Raw genomic sequence first — 25,839 nt, 5'->3', positions numbered from 1 at the left:
TTTGTTTATATCATTATAGTATATGCAAATAAATTAATACTGAATATTTACAAATAACTGTTATTATTTTAAAAATAAATAAACTTTAGGGGTAAAAATGCAAAGAGATGCAATGTTAACACAATTAGGTTATGCACCAAATAGTGCTTTGTTGAGTCAATTAGAAAGAATAGAGAACAATACTGCTGGATATGAAAAGATAAGAAAGCATATTATGGATTTACATGACCATCTAAAAATAGATGGTTCTTATGTAGCTATGTCAAATACAAACGATTGTTTTAAGATAAAAATAGAAGCACCTTCAAGTGAAATTGCACAAGAAGCGCATGAAAAAGTTAAACATTTTAGTGACAAATTTAAAATAACAGTAAATAAATTAGATAATAAAGAAACTTACTACATAGTTGGTTTTAACCATTAAAAAAGTTACTTATGAATAAAGAACCGATGACTATAGAAGGTTATGACCTTTTAGTAGAAGAGTTTAAATTTTTACTAGAGGTCGAAAAACCAAAAACTGCTGAGGAAAAACTTGTAGCTGCTGCTCAGGGTGATAGAAGTGAAAATGCTGATTATCACGCTGCAAAAGAGAAGCTTCGTTTTATAGATAGAAGACTTTTCCTTCTTAACTCGATGATTGAAAAATCGCAAATTATCGATCCATCTTCATTTAAACACAAAAAAGTAAGCTTTGGAAGCACTGTAAATATACTAAATCTTGATACAGATGAAGAAGAAACCTATACTCTATGTGGTGTTTTAGAAAGTGAGCCTGAAAATGGACTAATATCTGTTCACTCTCCACTTGCTAAATCTATGATAGGTAAAGAAGTAGAAGATGAGTTTGTTCTAAAGTTACCAAAAACTAAAAAAGAGTATGAAATATTAAAAATAGAGTATATAAATATCTTCTCACTAAAGAAAAATATCCGCAAAAAAATTGACTTTTCTTTTCATTAAAACAACTTTTACTTTCCTTTAGATATAATCCACATTTAAAAACCAATTTTTAGGATTCCATTGTGAGCCAACAACTAGAAAATATAGAACAAGTATTAGCAGACCATAAGTTAAGTCAAGATGATTATGTACATATGAAAGAGATTTTAGGTCGTGAGCCAAATATCGTTGAGTTGGGTATATTTTCAGCTATGTGGAGTGAGCATTGTTCTTACAAATCTTCAAAAGTTCACTTAAAAGGTTTTCCTACTTCTGCTCCATGGGTTATTCAAGGTCCTGGTGAAAATGCTGGTGTTATAGATATTGGTGATGGTTATGCGGCTGTATTTAAGATGGAGTCACATAATCACCCTTCGTTTATTGAACCTTTTCAAGGTGCAGCAACTGGTGTTGGTGGAATCATGCGTGATGTATTTACTATGGGTGCTCGTCCTATTGCAAATTTAAACGCACTTAGATTTGGTAATGTTATGAATGATGACAAAATATCAGCTCATCAACGCTTTTTGGTTCGCGGTGTTGTAGATGGTATCGGCTCTTATGGTAACTGTATGGGTGTTCCAACTATTGGTGGTGAAACAAGTTTTGATGAGTGTTATAATGGCAATATCTTAGTAAACGCTTTTACTCTTGGTCTTGCAAAAAGTGATGAGATTTTTTATGGTAAAGCAGAAGGTATCGGAAATCCTGTAATGTATGTTGGTGCAAAAACAGGTAGAGATGGGCTTGGTGGAGCTGTTATGAGTTCTGATAGTTTTACAGAAGAGTCAAAATCTCTTCGTCCTACTGTTCAAGTTGGGGATCCTTTTACTGAAAAACTTTTACTTGAAGCTTGTTTAGAACTTTTTAAAACTGACTATGTTGTTGGTATTCAAGATATGGGTGCTGCTGGACTTACTTCATCTGCCTTTGAAATGGCAGGAAGAAGTGGCTCTGGAATGATAATGCATCTAGACCGTGTTCCCGCTCGTGAAGAAAATATGACTCCTTATGATTTTATGCTTAGTGAATCTCAAGAAAGAATGCTTCTATGTGCTAAAAAAGGTTCAGAACAAGCGATTATAGATATATTTGAAAAGTGGGATTTAGATGCCGCTGTTGTTGGTGAAGTTACCGCAACTGGAAATATGGAACTTTTTTGGCATGGAGAAAAGTGTGCTGATGTTCCTGTTGACCCTGTAAGTGAAGAAGCACCAGAACTTAATCGTCCAATGACTAAACCAACTTACTTAGATGCTTTGGCATCTGTAACTATTAATGATTTTAATAAAGTTTCAAATCAAGATGCTTTTGAAACTTTAATCAAGTCTATGGAAGTTGTAGATAAATCTTGGATATATACTCAGTATGATTCTATGGTGCAAACAAATACTATCAAGAATGGTGGTATGTTAGATGCCTCTGTTGTTCGTATAAAAGAAAATGGCAAGGCACTTGCCATGAGTGCTGATTGCAATGTTCGTTATTGTTACATAGACCCTAGAGGTGGAGCTGCTGCCGCTGTCATAGAAAGTGGTAGAAATGTTGCAATGAGTGGTGCAAGACCTTTGGCAATTACAGACTGTTTAAACTATGGTAACCCTGAAAACCCAGAAGTTATGTGGCAATTTGGTCAGGGCTGTTTAGGTATTAAAGAAGCTTGTTCAGAACTTACAACTCCTGTAATTGGTGGTAATGTTTCACTTTATAATGAAACAAATGGTGTTTCAGTTTTCCCAACTCCATCTATCGCAACTGTTGGTGTAAATGATGATCAAAACAATGTTTTAATGTCTTCATTTCAAGCGCAAGGTAATTCACTTTATTTAGTTGGTGAGAGTAAAAGCGAGTTTGGTGGTTCACTTTATATGAAAGAGATTTGTCATACTGTCGCAGGTGTTTTACCTGAGATAAACTACAAAAATGAACTTGCTCTTTGGGACTTAGTTATAGAAGCTAACAAAAAGAACTTACTAGAGTGTGCTAAAGATGCAAGTTCTGGTGGTGTAGCTATTGCATTAGCAAAGATGTCAGCAACTTCTGGTTTTGGTTGTGATGTTGAGATGAGTATTTCTGATGAAAGAGATATATTTGCTGAGTCTATGAGTCGTGCTATCATAGAAGTAAAATCTGAAAATTGTGAAGCTTTTGAAGCTATGTTAGATGAACAATCAAGTGTTGAAAAAATCGGAACAGTTGGTGGTGACTTCATAAAAGTAAACGATGTTACTTTAAGCATGAAAAACTTAAAAGACAGTTATTTTAAAACATTCCAAAGAGTTATAGAGAGAGATATTTAATCTCTTTTTTACAATAAATTCAATAGGTTAGGGTCCAATTTTTTTGGACTACTAACAACCTCTTGTATACTTTTATAAACAAAACCTTTTTTAGTATAACAGATGACACTATTTGTTTTTTGCTCTAGTAGTCCATCTATAGCATGAGTTATAAACTTATATGCCATAAGTCTATCATAGATGCTAGGATTTCCACCTCTTTGAATATGTCCTAAAACACTAACTCTTGCTTCTATACCTATTTTTTTCTCAAACCATTGTGCTATCTCTTGTGAATCTTGTTTTATACCTTCTGAAACGATTGCTATAAAGTATTTTCTTCCATTTTTTATTTGATTTTTGAATTTTTCTTCATAAGACTTAAGGTCATATTCTACTTCAGGAATTAAGCAAAGTTCAGAACCTGAAGTGAGATGCGAAACAAGTGCTAAATAACCACAATCTCTTCCATAGTTTCAATAACAAAGGCTCTTTTAAAGGATGAAGCGGTATCTCGCAAAGCATCTATAGATGTTTTTATGATGTTAAGTGCTGTGTCAACACCCAAACAGTAATCTGTTCCGTTGATGTCATTGTCAATAGTAGAAGGAACACCACAAAATATAACTCCATGTTCTTTGTGAAAAATATCAAGACCAACAAAGGAGCCATCTCCCCCTAAAACAATAAGCATGTTAATGTTTAGAGCATCTAAGTTATTTTTTGCGATTTGTCTATACCTTTTTTGCATAAATCTTTCGCTTCTTGAAGTTCTTATTTTAGTTCCACCACGAGTGATAATTCCTGACACATCACAGTAAGTAACTTTTTTTATGCTGTTGTCAATCAAGCCTTCATAACCATCATAAATAAAATAAGGAATAAGATTTTTTTGAAGTGAATATTCAACAAAATGTTTTAGTGCTGGATTCATTCCAGACACATCTCCACCAGAACATAAAATAGCAATTTTTCGCATATTGAGCCTCATGTAAATTTATTTAAATATAGTAATAAAAAATATCTTTGAGAAAGTTTAAATTTAAGAAAGTTTAATTTTAAAAATCATTTTTTAATATTTTTTATAGTATGCTTGTTTATTAAGTCTTTTAAAGGTTATAAATAAATGTTATATTGTGATAAGTATGAGCAGAATATTGAAAATTCATTATATAAAATTTTGATTGTAGAAGACTCTGAATTTGTAAATAATTCTATTAATAAGATATTAGTAGATAAGGGTTATATATGTAAGCAGGTATTTGATTATGCAACCGCTTCTTATAATCTTGTAAATACGAAATATGATTTTATTATTTTAGATCTTAACCTTCCCGATGCCTATGGTGAAGAGCTTGTACTAGAAGTTAAGCGTTTGAGTAAAGCAAAGATTATTATACTTACCGCGGAAACAGATATCCAGACAAGAGAGAACCTTTTTAAGAATGGTATTTTAGACTATCTAGTTAAAGATAAGTATTTTAATAACTCTATAGTTGCTATAGACCAGGTTATACACTCTATAGAAAGAAATCATAATAGTAATATTTTAGTTGTAGATGATTCTAAACTAATTAGAAAATATATAGAGTCAATACTTAATGTAAGAAACTATAATATTGTAGAGGCTGAAGATGCAGAGCAGGCTTTGGAACAATTAAAAGTTAGTAGGATAAACCTTATACTCCTTGATATGGAACTCCCTGGTAAGCATGGTCTAGATGTTATTAGAGAGATCAAGTCTATTCCTGAGAAATGTCCAATTCCTGTTATAGTTATTTCTGGAAAAAGTGATCCTGAACTGGTAAGAAGTTCATTAAAACTAGGTGCTTATGATTTTATAAAAAAACCATTTAATATTGAAGAATTTGTACTCAAAGTTGATGCAGCTATTGAGTCAAACCGTAAAAGTAGAGAAATTTTATGTAAACAACAATTACTAAACGAATACAAAGATGCGGTTGATAGAAGTACAATAGTATCTAAGACAGATTTGAAAGGTAATATTACCTATGTAAATGATAGATTTTGTGAACTTTCGGGATATAGAGAGAGTGAACTAATAGGTAAATCACATAATTTAATACGGCATAAGGATATGTCATCAGAAGTATTTAAAGAGCTATGGAAGACTATTAAAAATAAAGAGTCATGGTTTGGAATAGTTAAAAACCGTAAAAAAAATGGAGAAGCTTATTATGTAGATACTGTAATAAGCCCTATAGTGGACTATTATGGAAATATTATTGAGTATATAGGTATTAGAATTGACATAACAGCTATTGAGACGATGAAAGAGCATCTTGAAAATGAACTAAATATCTCAGAGGGTAATTTCCAAGAGATGTATAAACGCTCCTCAGAGTATGAAAAAGCAATTGATGTAAGTAATATTTTATCTCGTTTAAAAGTAGATGGGACAATAACATATGTAAATCAAGCTTTTTGTGATATATCTGGATATACAGAAAAAGAACTTATAGGTAATTCACATGTTATGCTACGCCATCCTGAAAATGCACCAAGTTTGTATAAAAATATATGGAACACAATACTAGGCGGTGATAGATGGACTGGAGAAATAAGACATATTGCAAAAGATGCAAGTTCTTATTATGTGCATAGTACTATTATCCCTATTAAAGATGCAGATGATAATATCATAGAATATATGTCTATTAGCCATAATATGACAGAGTTCGTAAAACTTCATACTGAACTTGAGGAGACTCAAAAAGAGATTATATATCGTATGGGTGAGGTTGGTGAGACACGCTCAAAAGAAACAGGTTTTCATGTTAAGAGAGTTGCTGAGTATTCAAAGTTATTAGCTCTGTTATCTGGACTTAGTGATAAAAATGCAGAGTTGATATATAGTGCATCTCCTATGCATGATATCGGTAAAGTTGGTATTCCAGATAAGATACTCTTAAAACCGGGAAGGCTAGATGAGGAAGAATGGAAAATCATGCAAACTCATAGTGAACTCGGTTATAATATTTTGAAAAAATCAAAAAGACGCATACTAAAAGCAGCAGCAATCGTCGCTTATACTCATCATGAAAAATGGGATGGAAATGGATATCCAAATAAGATAGTCGGTGAAAAAATTCATATTTTTGGAAGAATCACGGCTATTGCAGATGTTTTTGATGCTTTAGGAAGTGATAGAAGCTATAAAAAAGCGTGGGAATTAGATAAAATTTTAGAGCTTTTTAAAGAAGAAAGAGGAAAACATTTTGACCCAAAACTTTTAGACATCTTTTTAGAAAATATTGAAGAATTCTTAAAAATTCGTGATAAATTTAAAGATAATGTTTAATACTATTGCTCTTCATTTTCATAAAACCATAATCTTATTTTAGATAAAATTCCATAATAATAAAAAGGATAATTTTTGGCAAAAAGAGCATTAGTTAGTGTTAGTGATAAAAATGGCGTTGTAGAGTTTTGTACATCTTTAGTAAAAAATGGTTATGAGATTATTTCAACTGGTGGAACTTATAAAAAGTTAGTTGATTCTGGCATCAAAGCTATTGAGATTGATGAGGTTACAAAATTTCCTGAGTGTTTTGAAGGGCGTGTTAAAACTTTAAATCCTTTCGTTCATGGTGGTATTTTACATCGTCGTGACAAACAATCACATATTGACCAAGCAAAAGAGTTAGGTGTTGAGTCTATTGATTTGGTCTGTGTAAATCTGTATCCTTTTAAAGAAACTATCGAAAGAACTGACGATTTTGATGATATTATAGAAAACATAGATATTGGCGGACCTGCTATGGTTCGTTCTGCTGCAAAAAACTTTGATGCTGTTATTGTCGTTACAAATGTAGAGGACTATAGTGAAGTTATAGATGCGATAGAAAATGAAAAAAATACTAAAGAATTTCGTCGTGGTTACATGATAAAAGCGTATGAACATACAGCGGCTTACGATAGCATGATAGCAAATTATATGAATGAACGATTTAATGAAGGTTTTGGTGAGAAACAGTTTATAGTTGGAAACAAAGTAATGGCTACAAGATATGGTGAGAATCCTCATCAACAAGGTGCCTTATATGAGTTTGATAAGCACTTCAAAAACAACTTCACAACATTAAAAGGTGAGGCAAGTTTTAACAATCTTAACGATTTAAATGGTGCTGTGAAGATAGCATCTGCTTTTGGAGAGGATAATGCTGTTTGTATCTCTAAGCATGGAAATCCTTGTGGTTTTGCTATAAAAGACAACTTACTAGATGCGTATATAGAAGCTTTAAAATGTGACCCAGTTTCTGCTTTTGGTGGTGTTGTTGCAGTAAATGGAACGGTTAACAAAGAGTTGGCTGAGAAAATGAATGAAATATTTTTGGAAGTTGTAATTGCTGGTTATATTACCCAAGAAGCTCAAGAAGTGTTCGCAAAGAAAAAGCGTATAAAACTTTTTGAGATGGGAAGTGATAAATTAATACTTGCAAATGATAAAAAAGATTTTAAACATATTGATGGTGGTTTTGTTTATCAAGATGCTGATAAAGTTGGAGCTGATGAAGTTAAAAATGCAAAACTAGTATCTAAAAATGCAGCATCTGAGCAAGACATGAAAGATTTAGAGATAGCGTATAAAGTTGCATCTCTCACAAAATCAAACTGTGTTGTATATGTTAAAAACTCTGCCATGGTAGCAGTTGGTATGGGTATGACAAGTCGTGTAGATGCTGCTCAATGTGCTTTGAAAAAAGCAAAAGATATGGGACTTGATGTAAGTGGTGCGGCTCTCGCATCTGAAGCATTTTTTCCATTTAGAGATTCTATTGATGCAGCAGCACAAGCTGGTGTAAAAAATATAATTGAACCAGGTGGAAGTATCAGAGATCAAGAGATTATAGATGCTGCCAATGAATTTGGTATGAGTTTATATTTCTCAGAAATTCGCCACTTTTTACATTAAAAGTGTGAACTAAAGCAGAAAGTATTTTTCCCATTTAGTTTAGCTTTATACATCGCAATGTCAGCATGTTCCATAAGCTCAACTATAGAAAAATCATCATTATTGAAGAACTTTATTCCAATACTTGCACTAATACGGAGGTCATTTTTAATGACGCCGTATGCTGATTTTACACTATAAAGTATTTTTTCTGTTATAGCTATTAGTTTTTCCTCAATAAGTTTTATATTTTTTTCATTTATATCTATTAAAACAACAAATTCATCGCCACCTATTCTTCCAACAATATCATTTTCTCGAACAGAGTTTTTAATCCTTTGAGCAACTTCTACAAGTACTTTATCTCCAATAGTATGACCTAAAGTATCATTTATAATTTTAAAATTATCTAAGTCTATAAAAAGTAGTGCATTATATTCAGATGTTCTACCACTTCTTTTCATAGCTCTTTGTAAATACTCTTTAAATAAAACTCTATTTGGTAATTTTGTTAATTCATCATAATGTGCAAGTTCTAAAATTTTTTCTTCAATTTTTTTTTGTTTTGTTATATCTATAGCTGTTTTTAATTGAACTTTTTTATTATTTTCCCATAAAATAATCCGATCTTTAAAAAGATAATGCTTGTTATTTAAAGAATTTTTATTTTCCCATTCGAATATTGTTTCTAAAAGATACTCTAATGGGTTCTCTATTTCAGCTAAAGGGCAAAACTCACATAGGCATTCTTTATCTTTTTGTAGAACTTTATAACATGTCTTTCCAATTACATTACCGAACTCTTCTATGCATTTAGTATTAGCATATATAATTTCATTATTTTCTAAATCAATCACATAAATTAATGCTTCCGTTGTATTTAAAATTAATTTCATTGCATCAAAAATAGACTCTACCTTTATTAGTCTATGAGCTAATAGCTTATAGATAATTGTCTTATAGATTGTAACTACATATAATTTAAAATATTATTAATTTAATTACAAATTAATATTAAGGAATAAATATTGAGTATATTTGAAAATTTATGTGTAGCTGAGGATAAGGAAGTTCAAGATTTTATTAAACTTGTTGCTTCAAACATTAAAAAGGCTAGACAGGATAAGGGCGTGACACAATTAGAATTAGCTCTTATGATAGGACAGAAATCATCTGCCTTTTATGCAAATGCAGAAAACTATGCCAAAGGTAGACGCTTTAATTTAGAGCATATTTATAAAATAGCAAAAGCTTTAGATATTAATGTGATTGACTTGTTAAAAGAAAAAAATCAATAATAAATTTTAAAGTCGTTTTTATCACGGTTGATGCATGTTAAGGAATAAAAAGTGCTTTTTAAGACAACATTTATATTTGTCTAAGTTGTAAAGTATTAGAATAAGTAAAAGGAATAATAAATGTTTGGAACATCAGCAAAAATAGCAGAAATAACCGTTAAATATGAAAAAAAGTTTTTAGAGTTAGAGTCTGAAAACTCAGCTTTAGTACAAAAAATAAATGAACTTGAAGCATTAAAAAATGAGGGTTTAGAAGTAGATAATAATTCTGAAATTGTTGAAATTTTGCTTAAAAGTTATGAGAGTGGAGTTGGTTTTTTACAAGGCACCATAGAAGATAATATTGCAGATTTAGAAGAAATCAACGAATTAAATGAAAAAACAACCGAAAGAATGATCAGTGTTGAGTCTGAAACAGTTAATATTGCAAATAATATTGAGATTATACAAGTTCATTCTAATACTCTTTCCGATGATGCAAACTCTTTGAATGATAGTGTTAACTCTATTTCAGATATAATTAGTCTGATTAAGGATATTTCTGATCAAACAAATTTACTCGCATTAAATGCAGCTATAGAAGCAGCTCGTGCTGGAGAACATGGCAGAGGTTTTGCTGTTGTTGCAGATGAAGTGAGAAAATTGGCTGAGAGAACTCAAAAAGCGACACAAGAAATTGAAATAAATATCAATGGTTTAAAACAAAACTCTAATTCAATGATGGAAATATCTAAAGATTTTTTAAATGAATCATCTTCTGTTATGAAAATACTTTCTTCTTTTAATGAAAATATTGCTGAAGTAAATGTCAATAGCATAACTATTAAAAATAAAACTAATGTAGTAACAAATGAGCTTCATGTAAGTAATGGTAAAATTGACCATATTTTACTAAAGTTATCTGTATATGAAGCATTGATAAATGATTCTTCTGTAACAATAACAGATGAGAATAGTTGTAGGTTTGCTCAATGGTTTACAGTAGCATCGAATGGATTTCTTCAAGGAAATTCATTATTAAATAGTATTGTTAAACATCATACTAATGTTCATAAAGGTTTACAAGAGACTTTAAAATATAGTCTTAATCATGAACGAAATAAAGTATCTGATAGATTAAAAGATGTTGAAATGTCAAGTGACATAGGCTTTAAAGAACTTTTAACTGCAGTAAAGAGTACGAGAGATTAATTCTCGTACTTGATTGACATCCACTCAACCCTTATGATATAATCACACTTAAATATACAAATACATTTTAATATAAATTTAGGACAAAATAATAATGGCAAAATCATTATACAAGACACTTGAAATCAATGAAGGTGCAAGTGAATCGGAAATAAAAAAAGCTTATAGAAAACTAGCAAGACAATATCACCCTGATGTAAATAAAGATAAAGGTGCAGAAGATAAGTTCAAAGAGATAAACTCTGCATATGAAATCTTAAGTGATAAAGAGAAAAAACAACAGTACGACATGCATGGTGACAGTATGTTCGGTGGTCAAAATTTCCATGATTTTTCTCGTTCACATGGTCGTGGCGGACAAGGTGATTTAGATGACATACTAAGACAAATGTTCGCTGGCGGTGGCGGCGGTGGTGGATTTGGCGGTTTTGGTGGAGGTTTCCAACAACAAGCAAACTTAGATATTGAAACAAGTGTTACTATTCCTTTTAGTGTATCTATTTTAGGTGGTTCCCATTCTGTATCTGTAAATGGTGAGAGATTTGACATTAAAATCCCTGCTGGAGTTAAGAGTGGAGAGAAGATGCGGGTTAAAGGAAAAGGTCATGCTCAAGGTGGAAGAGCAGGGGATTTATTTTTAAAGATTCAAGTTGCATCTAACCCTGAGTACATCAGAGAAGATGATGATTTAATCAAATCTTTTGATGTACCTTTGTACGCTGCACTTTTTGGCGATAAAATTGCAATAAAAACATTAGAAAAAGAGATAAAACTAAAAGTTCCTCAAAATACTAAAAATGGACAACGCTTTCGCGTAAAAGAGATGGGAGCTATGAATAGAAAAACAAAAGTTCGTGGTAATTTATATCTTGAAGCAAACATTATCTTACCAGTTATTGATGAACTTGATAAAAAGTTAGTAGATATAATGAAAGAAAAATTACCTAAAGAGTAAGAGGAGTTTATAATGATACATAAATATGACGAACCAGTTTATCTCATAAGTATCGTAGCAAAAATTTTAGAAATACACCCTCAAACTCTTAGACAGTATGAGCGTGAAAATTTGGTATGTCCATCTCGTTCAAATGGTCGCATAAGATTGTATTCACAAAGAGATATTGATAGAATAAAACTCATACTAAGACTTACTCGTGAACTGGGTGTTAATTTGGCGGGTGTTGATATCATACTTAGACTAAAAGAAAATGTAGATGGCATGGAAACAGAGATAGCAGAGCTTCGTCATGAAGTTTCACTCGCTCAAAACACACACTCTGTATCTCCAGATAAGGCTTTAGTTACAAAAAAATCAATTTATGAGATGATAATCTTTGAAGAGTAAACTACTCTTTAAGTCTTTTAACATTTGCTCCAACAGCTTCAAGCTTTTTCTCTAGAGCATCATATCCACGGTCAAGATGATAGATGCGATGCACATTTGTGACTCCATCTGCAACAAGAGCAGCAAGAACAAGAGCGCTAGATGCTCTTAAGTCAGTTGCCATTACATCGGTTCCACTTAGTTTTGTCCCACCATTAATAGTAGCAACATGTCCATTTAAAGATATATCCGCTCCCATTCTTTGAAGCTCACTTACATGCATAAATCTGTTTTCAAATAGTCTTTCTTCAATAATCGAAGTGCCATCAGCTTGAGTTGCAAGTGCTAAAAATTGAGCTTGCATATCTGTTGGAAAAGCAGGGTACTCTTGAGTTACTATTTTTACGGGTTTTATTATTTTAGAAGGGTGGATAGTTATCGTGTCTTTTGTGATTGTAAAACTGCTTCCCATCTCTTCAAGTTTTGATAAGACAGCGCCTAGATGCTTGGCATTTACACTTGTTAAAGTTAACTCATCTCTACTTATTGCTCCCGCACAAAGGTAAGTTCCAGCTTCTATACGGTCAGGGATAACTGAAAATTCTTTAATATTTAGTAATTTAGAGTTACTTCCATGGATAGTTAAAATAGCAGTTCCAATTCCTTCTATTTCTACTCCACTGTTATTTAAAACTTCACAAAGTTGAACAACCTCAGGTTCTCTTGCTGCGTTTGTTAGGGTTGTTTTGCCCTGTGCTAAAGCAGCAGCCATAATAATGTTTGCAGTTCCTGTAACAGTAATTTTATCAAAAATGATATCACAGCCTTTTAAGCCATTTGGAGCAGTTGCTTCAATGTAACCAGATTTTATGTCAATTATTGCACCCATTTGCTCTAGAGCTTTTAAGTGCAAGTCAACAGGTCTTTGTCCTATGGCACAGCCACCAGGTAAAGAAACTTCACAATGACCAAAACGAGTTAAGATAGGTCCTAAAACTAAGATAGATGCTCTCATGGTTTTTACAATGTCATAAGTTGCTTTTGTTTGTGTTAGTGTAGATGTGTCCACAACAACTTTGTCATCATGAAAGTCACAATTAGCACCAAGATTTGAGAGAAGTTTTAAAAGTGTTTTTATATCAGCAACTTTTGGTAAGTTTTTTATATGAACACTATTTTTTGCAAGAATAGTCATTGCAATCAAAGGAAGAGAGGCATTTTTAGCACCAGATATTTTGATATTTCCACTTAAAGATTCAACTTTTTTTATCCGTAAATAATCCATATAACTCTCTTGTGTTTTAATTAATGAAATTATAGCTAAAAGAAACCTTTTTTGATATACTTCTAAGTATATATAAGCAGGAGAAACATTATGAGTTCGGCACTTGAGAGATTAAAAAAATTAACAAACAAGATTTCTTCTTATGAAACTACAAGACAAGAAAATATGAAGATTTTACAAGCTTTATATGAAAAACTTTACCTTGATGAAAAGTTAGAAAATTTTTCTGATTTGTTTAATTTTAAAGCAATAAATCTCTCTGGTGCCTCACTTTTAGATGAAAATTTAGGTGAGATAAAAAAAGGAAAATATCTTCAAATCTTAGCAATAAGTTATGATAAAAATGCAAGTAAAAAAAGTACAAATATATCTTTGGGTTATTTTGGAAAGGCCCAAAATGTTGAAGTTGGCTTAAAAAATAACATAGTTGAGTTTATCATAAGATATAGATTTGAGAAAAGTTTTATGAGTTTAGAAAATTACTATGGTATGTTAGGCAAATTTAAAAAAGATGCATAAATTTTACTTTTTTTTATGGCTTAGATGGCTTGTACGTGTAAGTTTATGCAGTATTATTTTAGCATCTACACTTTCTTTTATCATAACTATATATACTTACCTGAGCCAAGATTTACCAACTTTAAACAGTGAAGTTTATTTGGCACTTAAAAATGTTTTTATATTTTGGTTTCCAATCTCTTGGAGTTTAACTCTTCTTATAGCACTGTTTAGGGCTTTAAAGTATATATTTAATACAAAAATCGCAGGGTATGAACTTAAACTTTACTCATGTGACATGAAAGATGTTCTTGAAGATATTGGATATGGGGATATAGTTAAAGTATGGAGAAAGTGGTTTATGCTGATGATATGGTTAGTTGGTTCATTGATGATTTTATCTTTAGTATATACATATATCTTTACATCACTTCACAGCGTGTTTTCATGGTTTAGCATCTACTGGTTATTTGCTTTTATTTTAATAAGTGGATACTTTTCTTTTATGATTATGTCGCATAGATGCAAAAGAGTTAAGATAGTTAAATGTTGATTTTTATTGATGTTCAAACAACAGGTTTAGAAGTAAAAGATAAAATAATCTCTATGGGTTTAGTCGCTGTTGAAGATGAACAAATAACAACTATGTTTGAGTTAGTAAATGAAGGAAAAAAAGTACCTTCAATTGCCTCGAGTATCAACCATATCACAACCGAAATGCTAAAAAATAAAGTGAACCTCAAGGACAGTGAAACATATAAATTTCTTTTAAAACATAACAGAGCATCTAGCATTATTATAGGGCATAATGTAAAATTTGATTTAAGTATGCTCCAAAATGCTGGTTTTAGTTTTTTAGGAGAAGTTATAGATACTCTAAGAGTTACTAAGCATCTAGTTCCCGAATGTGAAATGTTTTCATTACAGTTTTTAAGATATGAGTTAAAACTATATAAAAAAGAGGAAAAAAGTCTAGATGCTTATAATGCTTTAGACAATGCTAAAGTAGTAAAAAATCTTTATGAATATCTCAAAGAAATGGATACTAAAAGAGATTTTACTAAACTGAGTTTTCAAAAAGTATTGCTTGAAAAATTTGAATTTGGAAAATATAGTGGGCGTTATATAGAAGAGATTTCTATGTGTGACCGAGGTTACTTAGAGTGGATGCTAAGTTATGTTGTAGATTTAGATGAAGATTTAAGATATAGTATTGAGTATCATTTAGGGAGTATTTTATGAAAGTAGCAGTTGAGTGTAAGTCACCATTATTACAAAAGTCATTAGAACTATTTTTAGCTTCTCATCTTAGTTCTATAAAACAGTGTGACATTGTTGTTAGGGATTTTAAAGTTGCTGATGATGAGAGAAGTTTTTACATTGGAAAAGAAAAAGATGCAGATTTAATCAAGCCATTTTCAAAGTCTGCTCTTATTTTAGCACTTGAAAATAGATATGAAAGTATATCTCCAAAGCAAGTGCAAGAACAAAAGTTTGAACCTCAAGGAAATGCTAACTTTCATATTTTAGAAAAAAGAATAGACTTGTTAACTAAAGAATACCAGCAAAATATAATAAAAGCAGTAAAAGCATTTTATGAAAAGTAATAAACAACTTACAAAAAAAATAGTTTCTGGTAAATTTAAAAATACAGTTTTAAAACTTCCATCAAAAATAACTACTCGTTCTTCAAAATCCATAGTTCTTGAATCTTTTTTTAATACTATTCAGTTTGATATCATAGATGCTACCTTTGTGGAAGTTTTTTCAGGAAGTGGCTCGATAGGACTTGAAGCCCTTAGTCGAGGAGCTAACAACATCATTTTTATGGAAAAAGACAAAGATGTCATAAAGGTTTTAAAAGAAAATATCTCAAAAACGGATGCATCTGCTTGTGAAATTTTTAGTGGAGATAGTTTTGAGAATATTAAAGCTGTGATTTCGACTTTAAAGAAAAATAATCAAATAGCATATTTTTACATCGACCCACCTTTTAGCATCCGAGAAGGTATGGAAGATATTTATGACAAAATGCTTTTACTTATAAAGTCTATTCCAACTGAGTTGTCAAACCTAATAATCATAGAACACATGACAGGTTTAGAAATACCACAAAACATAGGCAACTACAAAAAGAAAAAATCTAAAAAGTTTGGAAATACAACTCTTACCTATTTAGATGCTAATGTGGAATAGGAGTTGCTAACTATTAGCTAGTTAAAGGACTAGCTATGAAAACGATTATTTTACTACTACTTGCAATGACTACTGTTTTTGCTACAAAAATTACTGATGTTGCTAATGTTGTCGGAGTTCGTGATAATCAAATCATAGGTTACTCTTTGGTTGTTGGTCTTAAAAAAACTGGTGATGGTACAACATCTAAGTTTACTCTTCAGTCTATCTCAAACATGTTAAAAGCTATGAATATTGATATGAATCCAATCGATATAAAATCAAAAAATGTTGCGGCTGTTGTTGTAACTGGAAGCCTTGGAGCATTTGCTCGTCAAGGTGATAAGTTTGATATAACAGTTTCTTCTATTGGAGATGCAAAGTCTTTAGAAGGTGGAACACTTTTAATGACACCTTTAAAAGGGGTTGATGGTAAGATCTATGCACTTGCTCAAGGTTCTGTAAGTATTGGTGGTAAAAATTCTAGAGGTGCAGGAAGTGAATCTCATCCAACATCTGGCATCGTTTTTGAAGGTGGCTATGTAGAGCGTGAGATACATATTGACCTATACCATCAGGAGTATGTGACTTTATCTTTAAAAGAGCATAACTTTAGAAATAGTGTAGCAATTCAAAAAGCCATCAATAATGTTTATAACACTCAAGTTGCTGTTGCAATGGACCCTAGAACCATTAGGCTTAAAAGACCTAAAAACAAAAGTATGATAGAGTTTTTAGCAGAGATTCAAGATATAGATATGGTTTATACTCCAAAGAGTAGAATCATTATAAATGAGAGAACAGGAACAATTATAGCTGGAGTAGATATAGAAGTTAAACCAGTTGTTTTGACTCACGGAGATATAACTATAAAAATCATTGCTCAAGATACAGTTTCACAGCCTGAGGGCTCAATGGTTGTTGATAAAGATTTGGTTATTGGATTAAATCAAAATGAGATTTATACAAAAACAGGGACAACAACTGTGGCAAATGTAGTTCGTTCACTTCAAAAATTAGGAGCTACTCCTAAAGACATAATATCTATTTTAGAAGCTATGAAAGTTGCTGGTAGTATCGCAGCAGAATTAAAAGTAATATAAGGAGGAGATGATGTACGGAACTAACTCAATTAATATGCAAGCTAAGTTAATGACACAAAACTTAGCAATTCCAAAAATTGATTCCAATTTAGAAGATGCAAAATTAAAGGAGCAAACAGATGCATTTGAGTCAATAATTATCAAAATGCTTATGGATAATGCGATGAAAGATGAGAAAAATCTTTTTTCAGAACAAAACGATCCAGGTGATAAAATATATAAGTCAATGTACAGAGATGAACTAGCAAAAGCAAGTGCTGGAAGCTTCGGGTTTTCTGAGATGTTGTACGATTTTTTATCTAGAAAAAATTGAAGTTTTTTATCTATTTGTCGATATAGCTGTATAATATAAAGTTTATATGGACAAAAGAAGGATAAATTATGATTTCGCAACTAAATAGTTCAGCGGTTCGTAGTGCTTATGCTAGTAACTTTGGAGAATCCAAAGAAACTGACAAAACTCAGACGAATATTTCAAAACAAGGTGATACAAGCAAGGTGGAGAGAATTAAAGAAGCTCTTGATTCTGGTGAGTATAAGATTAACCTAGAAGCTCTTTCGCAAAAGATAGCCGAAGAGTTACTACAGGTTTAAAGTTAAGATAGAGGTTTAAGATGTTGTCGCACCATTTACAAAGTGCCCTAAAAGATTTACGGGACTTAATTAAAATTACAGAGTCTGATATAGATGATATAAAAGAGGCTAAAAATGATCCTCAATTTGATAGATTATCACTTAAAGAAGAAAAACTAAAAAGTTTTGAGACTAAAAAAGCGATGATTGACCATGAAATATCATCCTTAATGACACAAAATCCTGATATGGATTTACCAAAACTCCTTAGCGAAGAACAACATCTACTGCTTGATGATTTAAAAGTAGAACTAAATAATCTAAGAGATGTAAATAAGCATTATGCAAGATTGGTTTTAGTTGTAAGCAATTTATATAATAATTTTTTAGAAAAAATTGTTCCTACTGAAATGCAAGGTTATCAAAAAGTAGCATCTAAGAACTCAGCTATCTTGGAAGTGAGAGTGTAATATGGCTTCGATATTTAATGCACTTCATATTGGTTACTCTGGTTTAAATTTAGCTCAAAATGGAATCAATACAACAGGACACAATATATCAAATGCTGAAACAGAGGGATATACAAGACAAAGAGTTGTAACAGCAGCTGCAACACCTCTTAATTCAGCTCCAGGTAATGTTGGGAATGGTGCAACTGTTATGGATATCAAAAGAGTTTTTGATAATTTTGTTTTTGATAGATACACCTCTGTTTCTTCAGACAAAGAGTATAGTGATTTTGAGAAAAAAACTTTGGAAGAACTTTCAACATATTTTCCAGAGATTGATGGTGTTGGAGTAAAGGCTGATTTAACAAAGTATTATAATATGTGGCAAACTTTTGCAGATAACCCAGACAATGATGCTATTAAATTAGCACTAGCAACTCAAACAAATACACTAACAAAGCATATTGCATATACTCAAGATCAAGTTAAAAAATTACAAACAAGATTAAATGATCAACTAGCAGTGAATATAAATGAAGTTAATGCAATAGCAAAAGAACTTGCAGGACTAAATAAATCAATAGAAAATGCAGAAGCAGGAAAAACTTATACAGCGAATGATTTAAGAGATAAAAGAAATGTATTGGAAAGAAGTTTATCAAGACTAATAGGTGCTGTAACAAACTCAGGACAATTAGAATCAAATATTCAAATCGATAGTTCTTCAAATACTAAAACAGGAAGTTATACAATAAATGTCAATGGATTTAACATAGTAGATGGAAGTTCGTACCATCCAATTCATATAGACAATAAAAATAGTGAAAAAGGTTTTTATGAAGTTTCATATGAAAGACAAGATGGAAAACTTATACCAATGGCAGAAAAAATATCTGGTGGTGTTATTGGTTCTATTTTAAATCTTCGTGGTGCTTCATTAGATTCAACGAGTGGAATGCCGACAAATGGGGTGATCCAAAGTGTTATTTCAGAGTTAGACGCTTTTGCAAAGAGTATGATTGAGTCAACAAATAATATATATGCAAGAAGTGCTACTAAAAAAATGGAATCAAATACTTTAACTTTGAATCCATCAAATTCTTTGACTAATTCATCTTATAATGTAAACGAAGGAGAATTTAGTCTTATTGTATATGATATTGATGGAAAAATTGTAGCAAGAAGAATTATTAAAATTGATGTAGCAACTACAATGACGGGAGTAGCTGGTTCAAACTCAATACAGGCGCAAATTGAAGCACAGATAGACGATAATGGTGATGGAAATGCAAATAACGATATAGATGATTATATTATATTTAATTGGGCTACTTATGCAAGTGGTGAAAATGCACTTGAATTTGAACTTGACGCACTTAAACAATCACTTGGTTATACATTTTCAATAGAAGATACTTTAAAAGATGCATCTTATGATTCAGGAACTAATTTTGCAGGTGCTTTTGGAATGAGTAGATATTTTGATGGAAATGATGCTCAAAGTATTAGCCTCAATGCAAATATAAAAAATAATCCAACTCTTATATCTGCTGGAGCAACACCATTAGCAGGGGACAATGTAATTGCACTTAGCATGGTTCAGCATCAATATGAAAAGTTTGATTTTAAAGTTGGTGGGATAACATATAATGAAACTGCTTATTCAATGTTTGATATTATTGCCACTGATGTTGGAACTCAAACAAATGCTGCAATACTTAGAAATGAAACAATTTCTACTCAGTTTAATGCAATACAGTTAGAATATTATTCAGTTTCAAAAGTTAGTCTAGATGAAGAGATGACAAATCTTATAAAATACCAAACTTCATATGGTGCGGCTGCAAAAATTATAACAACAATAGACCAAATGATGCAAACACTTTTAGGAATAAAAGCATAAATAAATTACCAAAAATAAGCATAATTTTGTTGGTCTTAGTTTTTTCATTTTCATTTTTAGGCTCTTTTTTTTATAGGATAGATGCCTATTCCTTAGATAGTGTATCTATACTATTATCTCCCTCTTTTGAACATTTACTCGGTACTGATAGATTAGGTAGAGATATTTTGGCTAGACTCATTGAAGGTGGAAAAGTATCTTTAATCATCGGTGTTGGAAGCGCTTTTATATCATCAATAATTGGACTTGTTTTAGGTTCAATGGCTGGTTATTTTAGAGGTAATGTTGATAAAGCATTTATAATCACAGTTGATTTATTTTTAACTTTTCCAACATTCTTTTTACTTCTAGCACTAGTAAGTTATGTAAATGCATCTGCCTTAGTTTTGATAGTTATTATTTCTATAACAGGTTGGATGACAACAGCAAGACTAATCCGTTCTGAGAGTTTTAAAGTTACAACTCAACCATATATCAAAATACTAAATATTGCTAAAGTAAGTAAGATGAAGATATTATTTAAATATTATGCTCCTATCTTAGCCCCTATATACTTTGTTAGTTTTACTTTTGGAGTTGGTGGTGCTATACTTGCAGAATCAGGACTTAGTTTTTTAGGTCTTGGGATTGTCGCTCCACAAATGAGTTGGGGAACAATTTTAAGTGGGGGAAAAGAAGTTATTGAGATTGCTTGGTGGGTTAGCTTTTTCCCAGGTTTGATGATATTTTTGGTTACTTTTTCACTTATAAACATTTCAAATTATCTTCAACAGATAACAAATCAAAAAGAGATACAAGGCTAAATATGGGATATTTTTTTATTGTTTTTGCAAGTGTTATTATTGTTTTAGCAGGAATTAAAACTGCTTCAGCGATTGTTGTTCCATTTTTACTTTCTTTATTTATTGCTATTATCCTTTCCCCATTGTATGCATTTATAAACAAAAAGGGAGTTCCAAGCATTATATCTTTGATAATAGTTATAGGCTTATTTTTAATTTTTTTAATTTCAGTAGCAAAACTTATAGGAAACTCAGCACAAGAGTTTAGCGCAAACATAGGCTTTTATGAACAACAACTATCAGTTGTATTTCATCAATTTGTGGAGTTAACAACAAAATACGGTATAGAAATACCAGAAGCTGAAATATCTAGTCTTGTTAACACAAAACAAATTATGCAATTTTCAAGCACTATCATTCAAAGTATTGGCTCAATATTTACAAATGGGTTTGTTATTCTTTTAAGCGTTATTTTTATGCTTTTAGAATCTCAAAATTTTGTTAGTAAAATTCTATCTATATCAAAAGATAGTGCTCTTATAAACAATATACAAGAAATCACAAATAAAATAAAAAGTTATATGGTTTTAAAAGCTCTTATCTCACTTTTTACAGGTTTTATAATTTGGTTATCACTTTATATTGTAGGTACTGATTATGCATTTCTTTGGGCAGTTTTAGCTTTTATGTTAAATTTCATTCCAAATATTGGTTCTATTATTGCAGCTGTTCCAGCAGTTTTACTGACACTCATTCAGCTAGGTTCACTAAGTGCAATTATTGTTAGTGGTATTTATGTTGGAGTAAATATTATTATAGGTTCTGTGATTGAGCCGAAAATGATGGGTAAAGGTTTAGGTCTTTCCACTTTAGTGGTATTTTTATCGTTACTATTTTGGGGTTGGTTACTTGGAATGGTAGGAATGTTACTTTCTATTCCACTAACAATAATGATGAAAATAATTTTAGATGAAAAAGAAAATACAAGATGGATAGCTGTACTTTTAGGTAGTGGAGATAACCTTAAAGTAGATAATAAGTAAAATAAAAGAGCAAAAAAGATATACTCATCTTTTAGAATTTAACAAGGTTTATAATGTCAAATAATATGAAAATAAGAAAATGCCTTTTTCCAGCAGCTGGATATGGAACAAGATTTTTACCTGCAACAAAAGCTATACCAAAAGAGATGCTACCTGTTTTAAACTAAGCCACTACTTCAGTATGGTGTAGAAGAAGCTCTTGGTGCTGATATAGACACTATGGCAATCGTAACAGGTCGTGGGAAGAGAGCTATTGAAGACCATTTTGATATATCATATGAACTTGAACATCAAATCAAAGGCACATCAAAAGAGCATTACTTAACAGAGATTCGTGATGTAATAACAAACTGTACTTTTTCATATACAAGACAAATAGCGATGAAAGGTTTAGGTCATGCTATCGCTTGTGGTGAAACACTTATTGGAGATGAGCCATTTGCTGTGATATTAGCAGATGATTTATGTGATAACGAAGATGGCGAATCAGTTTTAAGTCAAATGATTAAATTATATGAAATATATAAATGTAGTATAGTCGCAGTTGAAGAAATTCCTCCTCAAGACTCAAACAAATATGGGGTTATTGCGGGAGAATTTTTAGAAGATAATATAATCAGAGTTGGTGACATGGTAGAAAAACCAGAACCCCAAGATGCTCCATCAAACTTAGCAATTATAGGAAGATATATACTGACACCTGATATTTTTGAAATATTAAAAGATACAAAAGCTGGTCGTGGTGGAGAGATACAAATAACAGATGCACTTCTTACACAAGCAAAACAAGGTAATGTTATTGCTTATAAATTTAAAGGTAAAAGATTTGATTGTGGTAGTGTAGATGGTTTTGTAGAAGCTACAAACTATTTTTATAAAAAAAGTGCTAACGGATAAAGTATGATTTTAATGATAGATAATTATGATAGTTTTACCTATAATATAGTTCAATATTGTAGAGAATTAGGTGCTGATTTGAAAATAATAAGAAATGATGAAATGAGTGTGAAAGAGATTGAAAAACTTGCTCCTGAGAAAATCATAATTTCTCCTGGTCCGGCATCTCCAAATGAAGCGGGTGTTACATTAGAAGTTATTGATTATTTTAAAGATAAATTGCCAATTCTTGGGATTTGTTTAGGACATCAAAGTATTGCTCAAGTTTTTGGTGGAGATGTTGTTCGTGCTACAAATATGATGCATGGTAAAACATCAACTATGAATATAGTTAGTGAGTGTGAAATTTTTAAAGGTTTACCAAAAAATTTTACAGCAACAAGATACCACTCTCTTATTGTAGATAAAAAATCTCTTCCAAGTCAAATAGAGCCAACAGTATATAGCGAAGATGACAATGAAATAATGGCAATAAAAATAAAAGATAAAGAAATATATGGCGTACAGTTTCATCCAGAGTCAATTATGAGTGAGTACGGTCATGAAATAATAGGAAATTTTTTAAAGTTATGAGCTATAGATACATCTTATTCTTAATATTAGGAATAGATGCATTAATCCTTTTGTCACAAACATCTTCTCTTTCAATTTCATATAATGAATCTATGATTTTATATGGAGATCTCTCCTTTTTACAGTTTATGATTAAATCTTCCATTGAACTTTTTGGTCAAAATGATTTTGCTTTAAGACTTCCAATGATAATGTTGCATATTGCTAGTGCATTTCTTTTATATGAAATATCAAACAAGTATTTAAAAGATGAAAGAAGTAAGTTGTGGTTAGTTTTGATTTTTGTTCTTCTTCCTGGAGTTATTAGTTCAGCTATTATCGTAGATGGAGCAGGGCTAGTTATTTTTGGATTATTATTTTTTGTATATGCGTATGAACATTTTTCTAAAACATGCATCTATATCATACTTGGCATCTATGCAATAATTGATGGAGGATTTTTATATCTATTCTTATCCTTAGCTATTTACGCTATATATACTTCACAAAAGAAATTTTTTCTATTTAATATAATGGCGCTTTTTATATCTATTGGTATATATGGAGTTGAAGCAAAAGGTGTAGCACAAGGACACTTTTTAGATTCTATAGCTGTATATGCTGCCATCTTCACACCTATAATATTTGTATATATTTTTTATGTCTTATATAGAAGGTATTTGACAAAAGAGATTGATATACTATGGTTTATATCTTCTATCGCTTTTATTATTTCACTTTTACTCTCCTTTAGACAAAGAATGGAGTTAGAACACTTTGCTCCATATTTGATATTGGCATTACCTTTAGTCGCGCAAACATTTTACCATTCATATAAAGTTAGATTGAAAATATTTAGAACAAAGTATAAAATTGCTTTTGTTGTATCACTTATCTTGTTGACATTAAATTCTTTAGTTGTATTTTTCAATAAAGAATTGTATATAGTTCTAGAAAAACCCCAACAACATTTTGCATATAATATGCATATTGCAAAAGAATTAGCACTTGAATTAAAAGAGAAAAATATAGAGTGTATCTCCATAGATAAAAAAATGCAAAATAGATTACGGTTTTATAATGTAACTTATTGTAACAAGTATAAATTTATTAGAAATAGAAATAAAAATAATTTATATAATAATGTAACGATAAGTTACAAAAATATAATAGTTTATGAAGGATATGTTACAAAAGGTAACCATGATTAAACTAGAACAAACTTTACTCCCATAAATTATAATTGTTTATCAATATGTGATAAAATTGTTATAAATATAAAAAGAGGGAGTTCAAATGGCTCAAAAAGCGATACGCGAATATGATGGTAAAGCACTTTTTTCCAAACAATGGGAAAATTATTTTAGTGGTTTCCATTATGGATTTAAATCAGTTTTAGTTTCTAGTGGAGCAGACCTACTTGCAAAATCTGAAGAACATGGTTTTGAATGGCTTAAACAAGAAACTTTAGTAGCAAAGCCAGATATGCTCTTTGGAAAAAGAGGTAAAAATGATTTAGTTCTGTTTAAAGATAAAAAAGTTGGTGATGTAACTTTAGAAGTAGCTGCTGCGTGGATTGATGAAAAAATATCACATACTACTACACTTTTAACAGGTCAACATGGAACTCTTACTCACTTTATTGTGGAACCATTTGTTCCTCATACACAAGAACAAGAATACTATATTTGCGCAACTTGTGTAGATGAAGATGATGTTTTATATATGTCAGCTGAAGGTGGTATGGAAGTTGAAGATGGTTGGGATGATAAAGTAAATCAAGTAATTATTCCGATTGATATGAGTGACGCGGATATGGAACATGCTGTTAAAGCAAACATTCCATCTGAAATCCCTTCAAATTCTAAAGATTGTTTTACAGCTTTCGCTATTTCATTTTTTAACTTTTATAGAGATATGAATTTTGCTTATTTGGAAATAAATCCAATAGTAATGTTAAAAGATAATAATACCGCAATCCTTGACTTAGTTTCAAAACTTGATGATACTGCAGGTTTATGATGAAAGATGCTTGGGGAGATATTGAATATCCAACCCCATTTGGTATGGAAGACCAAACAGTAGAAGAAAAAGCTATTGCGATGGCAGACAGTAAATCAGGAGCTTCATTAAAGCTTACTATTTTAAATCCTATGGGTAGAGTTTGGACTATGGTCGCTGGTGGTGGAGCGTCTGTTGTTTATGCAGATACTATCGCTGATTTTGCAGAGGCAAATGGCGGAAGTGTTGCAGATTTAGCCAATTATGGTGAGTATTCTGGTGGACCAACAACTAGTGAGACAAAATTTTATGCTGATACTGTTATTGATTTAATGACTAGACATAAAGATCCACAAGGGCAAGATAAGATTTTAATTATTGGTGGAGCAATAGCTAACTTTACAGATGTTGCAAAAACTTTCACAGGTATTATTCAATCTTTTGAAGAAAATCACGAAAAAATAAAAGAACATAATACAAAAATATATGTCCGTCGTGGAGGACCAAACTATGAGATAGGTCTTAAAAATATTAAAGAAGCAGCGGATAGATTAGGTTTAAACATAGAAGTTTATGGACCACAAACACATGTTACTGACATTGTTAGAATGGCATTAGAGAAGTAGGAG

At 31.2% G+C, this 25,839-nt stretch carries 28 protein-coding genes and 2 pseudogenes; 26 read left to right on the top strand and 4 right to left on the bottom strand.

The window, feature by feature from the left end:
* Positions 1–97: 97 nt before the first annotated feature.
* The 3 genes from MOV50_RS02905 (at position 98) to purL (ending at position 3,242) form a co-directional block, all read left to right on the top strand.
* Positions 98–424, top strand: a complete 327-nt coding sequence (locus MOV50_RS02905; RefSeq protein ID WP_321778918.1) for a hypothetical protein — start codon at positions 98–100, stop codon at positions 422–424.
* Between the two features lie 11 nt (positions 425–435).
* Complete coding sequence (locus tag MOV50_RS02900; RefSeq protein ID WP_321778917.1) at positions 436–963, top strand: transcription elongation factor GreA; 528 nt, start codon at positions 436–438, stop codon at positions 961–963.
* A gap of 62 nt (positions 964–1,025) precedes the next feature.
* Positions 1,026–3,242 (top strand): phosphoribosylformylglycinamidine synthase subunit PurL, encoded by a 2,217-nt coding sequence (purL, locus tag MOV50_RS02895; protein WP_321778916.1) that lies wholly within the window; start codon positions 1,026–1,028, stop codon positions 3,240–3,242.
* An 8-nt stretch (positions 3,243–3,250) separates the two neighbouring features.
* Here purL and MOV50_RS02890 read toward each other — a convergent pair whose 3' ends face one another.
* Both MOV50_RS02890 and MOV50_RS02885 read right to left on the bottom strand, forming a co-directional pair.
* Entirely contained in the window at positions 3,251–3,409 is a 159-nt protein-coding gene (locus MOV50_RS02890) for a hypothetical protein (protein WP_321779693.1), read from the bottom strand.
* Positions 3,410–3,436: 27 nt separating this feature from the next.
* Positions 3,437–4,155, bottom strand: a pseudogene (locus tag MOV50_RS02885) (6-phosphofructokinase); the annotation flags it as partial.
* 192 nt (positions 4,156–4,347) lie between these two features.
* Here MOV50_RS02885 and MOV50_RS02880 point away from each other — a divergent pair.
* The gene (locus MOV50_RS02880; RefSeq protein ID WP_321778915.1) at positions 4,348–6,543 is read left to right on the top strand and encodes a response regulator; all 2,196 of its coding nucleotides are present in this window, start codon (positions 4,348–4,350) and stop codon (positions 6,541–6,543) included.
* A gap of 75 nt (positions 6,544–6,618) precedes the next feature.
* On the top strand, positions 6,619–8,157 hold the full coding sequence (purH, locus tag MOV50_RS02875; protein ID WP_321778914.1) for a bifunctional phosphoribosylaminoimidazolecarboxamide formyltransferase/IMP cyclohydrolase: 1,539 nt from the start codon (positions 6,619–6,621) through the stop codon (positions 8,155–8,157).
* On the opposite strand, the gene MOV50_RS02870 is transcribed toward purH, so the two are convergent.
* Complete coding sequence (locus MOV50_RS02870; protein WP_321778913.1) at positions 8,154–9,032, bottom strand: GGDEF domain-containing protein; 879 nt, start codon at positions 9,030–9,032, stop codon at positions 8,154–8,156. The genes purH and MOV50_RS02870 overlap by 4 nt on opposite strands.
* A gap of 132 nt (positions 9,033–9,164) precedes the next feature.
* On the opposite strand from MOV50_RS02870, the gene MOV50_RS02865 reads away from it, so the two are divergent.
* The 4 genes from MOV50_RS02865 to MOV50_RS02850 all read left to right on the top strand — a co-directional run bounded on the left by MOV50_RS02865 (position 9,165) and on the right by MOV50_RS02850 (position 11,970).
* On the top strand, positions 9,165–9,434 hold the full coding sequence (locus MOV50_RS02865) for a helix-turn-helix transcriptional regulator (protein ID WP_321778912.1): 270 nt from the start codon (positions 9,165–9,167) through the stop codon (positions 9,432–9,434).
* A 120-nt stretch (positions 9,435–9,554) separates the two neighbouring features.
* On the top strand, positions 9,555–10,625 hold the full coding sequence (locus MOV50_RS02860) for a methyl-accepting chemotaxis protein (protein WP_321778911.1): 1,071 nt from the start codon (positions 9,555–9,557) through the stop codon (positions 10,623–10,625).
* A 94-nt stretch (positions 10,626–10,719) separates the two neighbouring features.
* Positions 10,720–11,580 (top strand): J domain-containing protein, encoded by an 861-nt coding sequence (locus tag MOV50_RS02855; RefSeq protein ID WP_321778910.1) that lies wholly within the window; start codon positions 10,720–10,722, stop codon positions 11,578–11,580.
* A 12-nt stretch (positions 11,581–11,592) separates the two neighbouring features.
* Complete coding sequence (locus tag MOV50_RS02850) at positions 11,593–11,970, top strand: heat shock protein transcriptional repressor HspR (protein ID WP_321778909.1); 378 nt, start codon at positions 11,593–11,595, stop codon at positions 11,968–11,970.
* A gap of 1 nt (position 11,971) precedes the next feature.
* On the opposite strand, the gene murA is transcribed toward MOV50_RS02850, so the two are convergent.
* Positions 11,972–13,234: a UDP-N-acetylglucosamine 1-carboxyvinyltransferase gene (gene murA / locus MOV50_RS02845; RefSeq protein ID WP_321778908.1), complete on the bottom strand. Its 1,263-nt coding sequence runs from the start codon at positions 13,232–13,234 to the stop codon at positions 11,972–11,974.
* Positions 13,235–13,324: 90 nt separating this feature from the next.
* Here murA and MOV50_RS02840 point away from each other — a divergent pair, with 90 nt between their 5' ends.
* The 17 genes and pseudogenes from MOV50_RS02840 (at position 13,325) to MOV50_RS02760 (ending at position 25,836) form a co-directional block, all read left to right on the top strand.
* Positions 13,325–13,753, top strand: coding sequence for a hypothetical protein (locus tag MOV50_RS02840; RefSeq protein WP_321778907.1), 429 nt, complete (start codon positions 13,325–13,327; stop codon positions 13,751–13,753).
* Positions 13,746–14,285: a hypothetical protein gene (locus MOV50_RS02835; RefSeq protein ID WP_321778906.1), complete on the top strand. Its 540-nt coding sequence runs from the start codon at positions 13,746–13,748 to the stop codon at positions 14,283–14,285. Before MOV50_RS02840 ends, MOV50_RS02835 begins: the two co-directional genes overlap by 8 nt.
* The gene (locus tag MOV50_RS02830) at positions 14,279–14,974 is read left to right on the top strand and encodes an exonuclease domain-containing protein (RefSeq protein WP_321778905.1); all 696 of its coding nucleotides are present in this window, start codon (positions 14,279–14,281) and stop codon (positions 14,972–14,974) included. Before MOV50_RS02835 ends, MOV50_RS02830 begins: the two co-directional genes overlap by 7 nt.
* Positions 14,971–15,339, top strand: coding sequence for a hypothetical protein (locus tag MOV50_RS02825; RefSeq protein ID WP_321778904.1), 369 nt, complete (start codon positions 14,971–14,973; stop codon positions 15,337–15,339). Before MOV50_RS02830 ends, MOV50_RS02825 begins: the two co-directional genes overlap by 4 nt.
* Complete coding sequence (rsmD, locus tag MOV50_RS02820) at positions 15,329–15,928, top strand: 16S rRNA (guanine(966)-N(2))-methyltransferase RsmD (protein WP_321778903.1); 600 nt, start codon at positions 15,329–15,331, stop codon at positions 15,926–15,928. The genes MOV50_RS02825 and rsmD overlap by 11 nt, the downstream gene beginning before the upstream one ends.
* A 35-nt stretch (positions 15,929–15,963) precedes the next feature.
* Entirely contained in the window at positions 15,964–17,010 is a 1,047-nt protein-coding gene (locus MOV50_RS02815; RefSeq protein ID WP_321778902.1) for a flagellar basal body P-ring protein FlgI, read from the top strand.
* 10 nt (positions 17,011–17,020) lie between these two features.
* Positions 17,021–17,323: a rod-binding protein gene (locus tag MOV50_RS02810; protein ID WP_321778901.1), complete on the top strand. Its 303-nt coding sequence runs from the start codon at positions 17,021–17,023 to the stop codon at positions 17,321–17,323.
* Positions 17,324–17,391: 68 nt separating this feature from the next.
* The gene (locus tag MOV50_RS02805) at positions 17,392–17,604 is read left to right on the top strand and encodes a flagellar biosynthesis anti-sigma factor FlgM (protein WP_321778900.1); all 213 of its coding nucleotides are present in this window, start codon (positions 17,392–17,394) and stop codon (positions 17,602–17,604) included.
* Positions 17,605–17,624: 20 nt separating this feature from the next.
* On the top strand, positions 17,625–18,053 hold the full coding sequence (locus tag MOV50_RS02800) for a hypothetical protein (protein WP_321778899.1): 429 nt from the start codon (positions 17,625–17,627) through the stop codon (positions 18,051–18,053).
* A gap of 1 nt (position 18,054) precedes the next feature.
* The gene (gene flgK, locus MOV50_RS02795; protein ID WP_321778898.1) at positions 18,055–19,935 is read left to right on the top strand and encodes a flagellar hook-associated protein FlgK; all 1,881 of its coding nucleotides are present in this window, start codon (positions 18,055–18,057) and stop codon (positions 19,933–19,935) included.
* 26 nt (positions 19,936–19,961) lie between these two features.
* A complete protein-coding gene (locus MOV50_RS02790; protein ID WP_321778897.1) occupies positions 19,962–20,738 on the top strand; it encodes an ABC transporter permease in 777 nt (258 codons plus the stop codon).
* 2 nt (positions 20,739–20,740) lie between these two features.
* Complete coding sequence (locus tag MOV50_RS02785; RefSeq protein ID WP_321778896.1) at positions 20,741–21,760, top strand: AI-2E family transporter; 1,020 nt, start codon at positions 20,741–20,743, stop codon at positions 21,758–21,760.
* A 53-nt stretch (positions 21,761–21,813) separates the two neighbouring features.
* Positions 21,814–22,657 (top strand): annotated as a pseudogene (galU, locus tag MOV50_RS02780) (UTP--glucose-1-phosphate uridylyltransferase GalU).
* A 3-nt stretch (positions 22,658–22,660) separates the two neighbouring features.
* Positions 22,661–23,230 (top strand): aminodeoxychorismate/anthranilate synthase component II, encoded by a 570-nt coding sequence (locus MOV50_RS02775; protein WP_321778895.1) that lies wholly within the window; start codon positions 22,661–22,663, stop codon positions 23,228–23,230.
* Between the two features lie 50 nt (positions 23,231–23,280).
* Positions 23,281–24,420, top strand: coding sequence for a hypothetical protein (locus MOV50_RS02770; protein WP_321778894.1), 1,140 nt, complete (start codon positions 23,281–23,283; stop codon positions 24,418–24,420).
* Positions 24,421–24,505: 85 nt separating this feature from the next.
* A complete protein-coding gene (locus MOV50_RS02765; RefSeq protein ID WP_321778893.1) occupies positions 24,506–25,231 on the top strand; it encodes an ATP-grasp domain-containing protein in 726 nt (241 codons plus the stop codon).
* On the top strand, positions 25,228–25,836 hold the full coding sequence (locus tag MOV50_RS02760; RefSeq protein ID WP_321778892.1) for an ATP citrate lyase citrate-binding domain-containing protein: 609 nt from the start codon (positions 25,228–25,230) through the stop codon (positions 25,834–25,836). Before MOV50_RS02765 ends, MOV50_RS02760 begins: the two co-directional genes overlap by 4 nt.
* Positions 25,837–25,839 lie beyond the last annotated feature (3 nt).

It is taken from the genome of Sulfurimonas sp., from assembly GCF_029027585.1.
In the GTDB taxonomy this organism is placed as follows: domain Bacteria; phylum Campylobacterota; class Campylobacteria; order Campylobacterales; family Sulfurimonadaceae; genus Sulfurimonas.
This window is presented reverse-complemented; position numbering and strand designations above follow the sequence as displayed.

What these genes read in the sequence shown, in the direction of transcription:
- MOV50_RS02905 (WP_321778918.1), top strand. Translation starts at nt 98, where the DNA reads ATGCAAAGAGATGCAATGTTAACACAATTAGGTTATGCACCAAATAGT.
- MOV50_RS02900 (WP_321778917.1), top strand. Translation starts at nt 436, where the DNA reads ATGAATAAAGAACCGATGACTATAGAAGGTTATGACCTTTTAGTAGAA.
- MOV50_RS02890 (WP_321779693.1), bottom strand. Translation starts at nt 3,409, where the DNA reads ATGGCATATAAGTTTATAACTCATGCTATAGATGGACTACTAGAGCAA.
- MOV50_RS02880 (WP_321778915.1), top strand. Translation starts at nt 4,348, where the DNA reads ATGTTATATTGTGATAAGTATGAGCAGAATATTGAAAATTCATTATAT.
- MOV50_RS02870 (WP_321778913.1), bottom strand. Translation starts at nt 9,032, where the DNA reads ATGAAATTAATTTTAAATACAACGGAAGCATTAATTTATGTGATTGAT.
- MOV50_RS02860 (WP_321778911.1), top strand. Translation starts at nt 9,555, where the DNA reads ATGTTTGGAACATCAGCAAAAATAGCAGAAATAACCGTTAAATATGAA.
- MOV50_RS02855 (WP_321778910.1), top strand. Translation starts at nt 10,720, where the DNA reads ATGGCAAAATCATTATACAAGACACTTGAAATCAATGAAGGTGCAAGT.
- MOV50_RS02850 (WP_321778909.1), top strand. Translation starts at nt 11,593, where the DNA reads ATGATACATAAATATGACGAACCAGTTTATCTCATAAGTATCGTAGCA.
- murA (WP_321778908.1), bottom strand. Translation starts at nt 13,234, where the DNA reads ATGGATTATTTACGGATAAAAAAAGTTGAATCTTTAAGTGGAAATATC.
- MOV50_RS02840 (WP_321778907.1), top strand. Translation starts at nt 13,325, where the DNA reads ATGAGTTCGGCACTTGAGAGATTAAAAAAATTAACAAACAAGATTTCT.
- MOV50_RS02835 (WP_321778906.1), top strand. Translation starts at nt 13,746, where the DNA reads ATGCATAAATTTTACTTTTTTTTATGGCTTAGATGGCTTGTACGTGTA.
- MOV50_RS02830 (WP_321778905.1), top strand. Translation starts at nt 14,279, where the DNA reads ATGTTGATTTTTATTGATGTTCAAACAACAGGTTTAGAAGTAAAAGAT.
- MOV50_RS02825 (WP_321778904.1), top strand. Translation starts at nt 14,971, where the DNA reads ATGAAAGTAGCAGTTGAGTGTAAGTCACCATTATTACAAAAGTCATTA.
- rsmD (WP_321778903.1), top strand. Translation starts at nt 15,329, where the DNA reads ATGAAAAGTAATAAACAACTTACAAAAAAAATAGTTTCTGGTAAATTT.
- MOV50_RS02815 (WP_321778902.1), top strand. Translation starts at nt 15,964, where the DNA reads ATGAAAACGATTATTTTACTACTACTTGCAATGACTACTGTTTTTGCT.
- MOV50_RS02810 (WP_321778901.1), top strand. Translation starts at nt 17,021, where the DNA reads ATGTACGGAACTAACTCAATTAATATGCAAGCTAAGTTAATGACACAA.
- MOV50_RS02805 (WP_321778900.1), top strand. Translation starts at nt 17,392, where the DNA reads ATGATTTCGCAACTAAATAGTTCAGCGGTTCGTAGTGCTTATGCTAGT.
- MOV50_RS02800 (WP_321778899.1), top strand. Translation starts at nt 17,625, where the DNA reads ATGTTGTCGCACCATTTACAAAGTGCCCTAAAAGATTTACGGGACTTA.
- flgK (WP_321778898.1), top strand. Translation starts at nt 18,055, where the DNA reads ATGGCTTCGATATTTAATGCACTTCATATTGGTTACTCTGGTTTAAAT.
- MOV50_RS02785 (WP_321778896.1), top strand. Translation starts at nt 20,741, where the DNA reads ATGGGATATTTTTTTATTGTTTTTGCAAGTGTTATTATTGTTTTAGCA.
- MOV50_RS02775 (WP_321778895.1), top strand. Translation starts at nt 22,661, where the DNA reads ATGATTTTAATGATAGATAATTATGATAGTTTTACCTATAATATAGTT.
- MOV50_RS02765 (WP_321778893.1), top strand. Translation starts at nt 24,506, where the DNA reads ATGGCTCAAAAAGCGATACGCGAATATGATGGTAAAGCACTTTTTTCC.
- MOV50_RS02760 (WP_321778892.1), top strand. Translation starts at nt 25,228, where the DNA reads ATGATGAAAGATGCTTGGGGAGATATTGAATATCCAACCCCATTTGGT.